Here is a 2900-nt window from a genome sequence, read left to right as displayed (position 1 = left end):
CATAGCGCTTGTATTCGCCAAAATACTTCGTGATCGCCGCCGTCAGCGACGTCTTGCCATGATCGACGTGGCCGATCGTGCCAATGTTCACATGCGGCTTGGTGCGCTCGAATTTACCTTTTGCCATGTGATGTCTCCATTCCTTGCCCGTGCGGGGCTCAAATTAAGGTCTCGTGCAACCCGCTCGAGTTACGCGTATTTCTTCTGGACTTCCTGGGCGACCGCGGTCGGAACCGGTTCGTAGTGGTCGAACTGCATCGTGTACTGGGCGCGGCCCTGCGACATCGAACGCAGATTGTCGACGTACTTGAACATGTTGGCCAAAGGCACCATGGCGTTGATGACGACCGCCACGCCGCGCGCTTCCTGGCCCTGGATCTGGCCGCGACGGCCGTTGAGGTCGCCGATGACGCCGCCGACATAGTCTTCCGGCGTCACGACCTCGACCTTCATGATCGGCTCCAGCAGCTGCACGCCGAGGCGCGGAGCAGCTTCCTTGAAACAGGCGCGGGACGCGATTTCGAACGCCAGCACCGAGGAGTCGACGTCGTGGAAGGCGCCGTCGATCAGCGTCGCCTTGACGCCGATCATCGGGAAGCCGGCGAACGGACCGGAGCCCATAACGCTCTGGATGCCCTTCTCGACGCCCGGGATGTATTCCTTCGGCACCGCGCCGCCGACGATCTTGGACTCGAACACGAACTCTTCGCTCTCGGTGTTCGGCTCGAACACGATCTTGACGCGCGCGAACTGGCCGGTACCGCCGGTCTGCTTCTTGTGCGTGTAGTCCTGCTCGTGCGTGCGGGTGATCGTCTCGCGATAGGCCACCTGCGGAGCGCCGACATTGGCTTCCACCTTGAACTCGCGGCGCATGCGGTCGACGATGATGTCGAGATGCAGTTCGCCCATGCCGGCGATGATGGTCTGGCCGCTTTCCTCGTCGGTCTTGACGCGGAAGGACGGATCCTCGGCCGCCAGGCGATGCAGGGCGAGGCCCATCTTCTCCTGGTCGTTCTTGGTCTTCGGCTCGATGGCGATCTGGATGACCGGATCGGGGAATTCCATGCGCTCGAGGATGACCGGGTGCAGCGGATCGCACAGCGTGTCGCCGGTGGTCGTGTCCTTGAGGCCGGCCAGCGCCACGATGTCGCCGGCGTAGGCTTCCTCGATGTCGGCGCGCGAATTCGCATGCATCTGCAGCATGCGGCCGATGCGCTCCTTCTTGCCCTTCACGGTGTTGTCGAGCGAGGTGCCCTTGGTGAGCTTGCCCGAATAGATGCGGGCGAAGGTCAGCGAGCCGACGAACGGGTCGTTCATGATCTTGAACGCCAGCATCGACAGCGGCTCGTTGTCGTCGGCATGACGCTCGATCTCGGCGTCGGTCTTGGCGTCGACCCCCTTGATGGCTGGCACATCGATCGGCGACGGCAGGTATTCGACGACGGCGTCGAGCAGCGGCTGCACGCCCTTGTTCTTGAAGGCCGAACCGCAGAACATCGGGAAGAACTTCACCGCGATTGTGCCCTTGCGGATCAGCGCGCGGATCTCGTCGTTCGAGGGCATGTTGCCTTCGAGGTAATTCTCGAGCGCCGTCTCGTCCATCTCGACGGCGGCTTCGATCATCTTCTCGCGATACTGCGCGGCCTTTTCCTTGAGGTCGGCCGGGATCTCGACGACATCCCAGGCAGCGCCCAGCGTCTCGTCGCGCCAGACAAGCGCGTTCATCTCGACGAGGTCGACGACGCCTTTGAACTCGGTCTCGGCGCCGATCGGCAGCTGCATGACGACGGCCTGCGCGCCGAGGCGCGAGCCGATCATTTCCACCGAGCGGTAGAAGTCGGCGCCGATCTTGTCCATCTTGTTGCAGAAGATCATGCGCGGCACGTGGTACTTGTCGGCCTGGCGCCACACGGTCTCGGTCTGCGGCTCGACGCCGGCATTGGCATCGAGCAGCGCGATGGCGCCGTCGAGCACGCGCAGCGAACGCTCGACCTCGATGGTGAAGTCGACGTGTCCGGGGGTATCGATGATGTTGAAGCGGCGCATCTTGCCGTCACGACCCTTCCAGAAGGTCGTGGTCGCGGCCGAGGTGATGGTGATGCCGCGTTCCTGCTCCTGCTCCATCCAGTCCATGGTGGCGGCGCCGTCATGGACTTCGCCGATCTTGTGCGACTTGCCCGTGTAGTACAGGACGCGCTCGGTCGTCGTCGTCTTGCCGGCGTCGATATGCGCCATGATACCGAAATTGCGGTAGTCTTCGATTTTGTATTCGCGGGCCATGGGAGGTGCCTCTCAGTCTCGTTCGCGCTTTACCAGCGGTAGTGCGCGAAGGCGCGGTTGGCTTCCGCCATCTTGTGGGTGTCTTCACGCTTCTTGACGGCGGTGCCGCGGTTGTTGGCCGCATCCATCAGCTCGCCCGAGAGGCGGTCGATCATGGTGGTCTCGTTGCGGTTGCGCGCGGCGGCGATCAGCCAGCGGATGGCCAGCGCCTGACGGCGCTCGGGGCGCACGTCGACTGGAACCTGGTAGGTGGCGCCGCCGACGCGGCGCGAGCGCACTTCCACATGCGGCGCGACATTGTCGAGCGCCTGATGGAAGACGGTGACCGGCTCCTGCTTGGTCTTGGCCTGGACCTGATCCAGCGCGCCGTAGACGATGGTCTCGGCAACCGACTTCTTGCCGTCATACATGACGGCGTTCATGAACTTGGTGACGATCAGGTCGCCGAACTTGGGGTCCGGGTTGATCTCACGCTTTTCTGCACTGTGACGACGGGACATGGCTTTTGTCTCTCAATCTCGTGGCACGGCGCAGTCAAAAAAAGCGCCGAAGCCGGAAACCCTTACTTCGGACGCTTCGCACCGTATTTCGAACGGCGCTGCTTGCGGTTTTTCACACCC

3 protein-coding genes are annotated in these 2900 nt (G+C 62.8%); all 3 read right to left on the bottom strand.

Going from position 1 to position 2900, the window contains the following annotated elements; all coding sequences use genetic code 11:
• Window positions 1-127, bottom strand: a 127-nt coding sequence (locus tag EOA38_RS32465; protein WP_244571411.1) for a GTP-binding protein, incomplete at its 3' end; no start/stop codon positions are given.
• 62 nt (window positions 128-189) lie between these two features.
• Window positions 190-2280: an elongation factor G gene (fusA, locus tag EOA38_RS32460; RefSeq protein WP_127301148.1), complete on the bottom strand. Its 2091-nt coding sequence runs from the start codon at window positions 2278-2280 to the stop codon at window positions 190-192.
• A 29-nt stretch (window positions 2281-2309) separates the two neighbouring features.
• Window positions 2310-2780, bottom strand: a complete 471-nt coding sequence (gene rpsG, locus EOA38_RS32455; protein ID WP_059189563.1) for a 30S ribosomal protein S7 — start codon at window positions 2778-2780, stop codon at window positions 2310-2312.
• Between the last annotated feature and the right edge of the window lie 120 nt (window positions 2781-2900).

Source organism: Mesorhizobium sp. M1E.F.Ca.ET.041.01.1.1, assembly GCF_003997355.1.
Classification (GTDB): Bacteria; Pseudomonadota; Alphaproteobacteria; order Rhizobiales; family Rhizobiaceae; genus Mesorhizobium.
The sequence above is the reverse complement of the archived record's forward strand: the minus strand, read 5'-3'. Positions and strand labels throughout refer to the sequence as shown.

Excerpts from the sequence above, each read along its gene's own strand:
- fusA (WP_127301148.1), bottom strand. The coding sequence starts at position 2,280 with ATGGCCCGCGAATACAAAATCGAAGACTACCGCAATTTCGGTATCATG.
- rpsG (WP_059189563.1), bottom strand. The coding sequence starts at position 2,780 with ATGTCCCGTCGTCACAGTGCAGAAAAGCGTGAGATCAACCCGGACCCC.